The organism is Kribbella sp. (assembly GCF_035687465.1).
GTDB lineage: Bacteria > Actinomycetota > Actinomycetes > Propionibacteriales > Kribbellaceae > Kribbella.
Genome location: NZ_DASRXP010000455.1, coordinates 1 through 3,269, shown reverse-complemented (window position 1 = coordinate 3,269; position 3,269 = coordinate 1). Strand labels below are relative to the sequence as shown.

Sequence of the window (3,269 nt, the reverse complement as noted above, 5' to 3'; positions counted from 1 at the left end):
TCAGCAGTGCGCCGAGCAGAAGCGTGGCGGGACGTCGCAGCAACCTGGTCATGGGCGGACCTTCCGGGCTGGGAAATCGATTTCTCAGATGTCTACCATCGGGACCGCTTGCTTGAGAAGAGCTCGAAGCCGCTTATTTGCTGCGCAGGAGTTGCTCATTCGCGCGGCCGCGCGCAGTGGGAATCGAAGCCGAGGTCCACGGGTTGCCCCCGGTAGAGCGAGCGGTTGCCACGGGCGACAGACTGGTACCGCACTCAGACTTCCAGCACTCACCCGCAGGAGATTCCATGAGCTCAGCCCAAGCCCAGATCGCCGTCACCGGACTTGCGGTGATGGGCCGCAACCTGGCCCGGAACCTGGCGCGCAACGGATTCCGCGTCGCCGTCCACAACCGGTCACAGGGCCGCACGGACGCGCTGATCAAGGAGTTCGGCCACGAAGGCGAGTTCACCCCGGCGGCCGACCTGCCCGAGTTGGTCGCCGCCCTGGAGCAGCCGCGCAAGATCATCATCATGGTCAAGGCCGGCGAGCCCACCGACGCGGTGATCGACGAACTGGTGCCGCTGCTGGACGAGGGCGACATCGTCGTCGACGCCGGCAATGCGCACTTCGCCGACACCCGCCGGCGCGAGAACGCATTGCGCGCGAAGGGCCTGCACTTCGTCGGTTCCGGCGTCTCCGGCGGCGAGGAGGGTGCGCTGAACGGACCGAGCATCATGCCCGGCGGTTCCCCTGAGTCCTACGCGGCACTCGAGCCGATGCTGACCAAGATCTCCGCGCACGTCGATGGCGAGCCGTGTTGCGTCCACATCGGTCCCGACGGCGCGGGGCACTTCGTGAAGATGCTGCACAACGGCATCGAGTACGCCGACATGCAGTTGATCGCCGAGGCCTACGACCTGCTCCGGCACGTGCTCGGCCTCAGCGCCACCGAGATCGCCGACGTGTTCCGCGAGTGGAACACCGGCGACCTGGAGTCGTTCCTGATCGAGATCACCGCGGAGGTGCTCAGCCAGGTCGACGAGTCGACTCAGGGGCCTTTCGTGGATGTGGTGCTCGACCAGGCCGAGCAGAAGGGCACCGGCCGGTGGACGGTGCAGGTCGCGCTCGACCTGGGCATCCCCGTCAGCGGCGTGGCCGAGGCCGTCTTCGCCCGCTCGCTGTCAGGAGACGTCGTACGGCGTAACGCGGCGGCCGGTGTGCTTCCTGGTCCTTCGGAGGCCAAGGGGGACGTGGACCGGGACGCGTTCATCGAAGACGTCCGGCACGCGCTGTACTCGTCCAAGCTGGTCGCCTACGCGCAGGGGTTCGACGCGATCCGTGCGGCGAGCGAGCAGTACGACTGGAACATCGACCTCGGCGCGATGGCGAAGATCTGGCGCGGCGGCTGCATCATCCGGGCCCGCTTCCTGAACCGGATCATGGAGGCGTACGACCGCGACGCCGCACTGCCGTCGCTGCTGGTGGACGACTATTTCAAGGACGCCGTCGCGAACGGCCAGGACGCTTGGCGTCGCGTGGTCGCGACCGCGGCCACGGTCGGAGTACCGGCTCCTGGCTTCTCGGCAGCCCTCTCCTACTACGACGGACTGCGGGCGGAGCGGCTTCCCGCAGCGCTGATCCAGGGTCTGCGCGATCTGTTCGGCGCGCACACGTACCACCGGGTCGACCGCGAAGGCGCCTTCCACCTCGACTGGTCCGGCGACCACAAGGAACACTCCGCCTAACCCCTCGAGACGCTTGCGTCCGAAGGACCGTGGGGCGGGCCCCTCGGTCCTTCGGACGCAAGGGCGAGCTGGTGGCATTTGGCGTTGGGTCGAACGTATGTTCTAATAGACTCTCAGCGCCAGCCCGCTTCGGCGGGGACAAATGTCACTCAGGGAGATCGCCGCAACGATGACTGTAGACACTTTTGCAGTAGAAGCTCAGACCGATGTCGACGACACTCCCGACGTGGTGGTCGAGTCTGCTGCCGACTCCGCTTTGACGTCCACGTCAGCTGCTGACGCCGACACCGATGCTCCGGCGGCCGACCCGGCACCCGTCGTCGCCGAGGAGAAGCCGAAGCGCGCGCCGGCCAAGAAGGCCGCGCCCAAGAAGACCAAGACCCTCGAGCTCACCCTGACCGTCACCGGCACCGCCGATGGCGAGTGGAAGGCGGAGCTGAAGCAGGGCAACAGCTACATCGCCAAGAACCTCCTCGTCGCGGCCGCCGCCGTCTCGCGCGCCGCCAAGGAACTGCACGAGGATCTGTCCGGCCCCATCGACGAGGTCATCGACGCCGCCCGCGAGCAGCAGGCCGCGAAGGTTGCCGCCCTCGAGGCCGAGCTGGAGGCCGCTCGCAAGGCCCTGGCCGAGCTGGACGAGTAGAACCCCAAGGCTTCCCAGGTGCTCCGGGCCCGAGGCGTCCGGCACGGAGCACTCCGGGGAAGGTAAATGAGGAGGTGCCGGATCGGTGGCCGGTGGTCGTACCCGTGGTTGCCCCAGGGTGGCCCAGTGATTGCCACAGTGTGACCGATCCGGCACGCCGCATCGCTGGGCGCGGCGCTCCCGGCCGACGTACCGTGTTGGCCTGGGCCGGTCCCGTTGGGCCCTGACCGCTCCGTAGATGAAGGGGTCAGATGAGCAGCTTCCAAGACCTGGGATCGTTGTTGCTGGTTCGCGGTGCGGACGAGTTGGACCATGCAGGCGGGACGCTTTACGTCCACCTCCACCGGGTCGCGAAACGACTCACCTCGCTCGGCGCCTCGGACACCTTGGTGCTCGCCGGGCTCGCGCACGCGGCGTACGGAACGGACGGGTTCCCGACGCACCTGTTCGACTGGCAGCAGGAGCGGCCGGTACTGGAGGCCGTGATCGGACCCGACGCCGAACTACTGGTCTACCGCTACGGCTCCTGCGAACGCGAAACGACGTGGCGCGACCTGGCCGAGCACCACACGGTCACGGACCGCTTCACCGGAACGTCCGAAGAACTCACCACCGAGGAACTACGCGACTTCGTCGACCTCTCCATCGTCAACGAACTAGACGTCCTCGACCACGCCCCAGCCCTCGCCCCCAAGCTGCGTTTGTACCTGCAGGAACTCGTCCCCCGCTGGCAATCCCTCGCCTCCCCCGCCGTCCTAGCCGACGCCACGCGCATCCTCCACCTCTGAGGGCCGCAGCCCTGTATTCCGGCCCGACGCGGGTCGACAGATCTGCGCGGTTCGCGGGTCGGTAGGTGCACGTGATTCGCGGGTCGACAGGTGCACGTGATTCGCGGGTCG

Annotated in this window: 3 protein-coding genes; all 3 read left to right on the top strand. The window is 67.4% G+C overall.

The genetic code is table 11. The features are described from left to right. Positions 1-287 precede the first annotated feature (287 nt). Entirely contained in the window at positions 288-1,727 is a 1,440-nt protein-coding gene (gnd, locus tag VFG33_RS23725) for an NADP-dependent phosphogluconate dehydrogenase (protein WP_325055139.1), read from the top strand. Positions 1,728-1,896: 169 nt separating this feature from the next. Further along, the gene (locus VFG33_RS23720; RefSeq protein WP_325055138.1) at positions 1,897-2,370 is read left to right on the top strand and encodes a DUF6319 family protein; all 474 of its coding nucleotides are present in this window, start codon (positions 1,897-1,899) and stop codon (positions 2,368-2,370) included. A gap of 251 nt (positions 2,371-2,621) precedes the next feature. Continuing rightward, positions 2,622-3,158 carry a DUF6817 domain-containing protein gene (locus VFG33_RS23715; protein ID WP_325055137.1) on the top strand — a complete coding sequence of 179 codons (537 nt, stop codon included), beginning with the start codon at positions 2,622-2,624 and terminating at the stop codon, positions 3,156-3,158. The last annotated feature ends 111 nt before the right edge of the window (positions 3,159-3,269 follow it).

Coding starts and splice junctions, on each gene's coding strand:
- gnd (WP_325055139.1), top strand. CDS start 288: ATGAGCTCAGCCCAAGCCCAGATCGCCGTCACCGGACTTGCGGTGATG.
- VFG33_RS23720 (WP_325055138.1), top strand. CDS start 1,897: ATGACTGTAGACACTTTTGCAGTAGAAGCTCAGACCGATGTCGACGAC.
- VFG33_RS23715 (WP_325055137.1), top strand. CDS start 2,622: ATGAGCAGCTTCCAAGACCTGGGATCGTTGTTGCTGGTTCGCGGTGCG.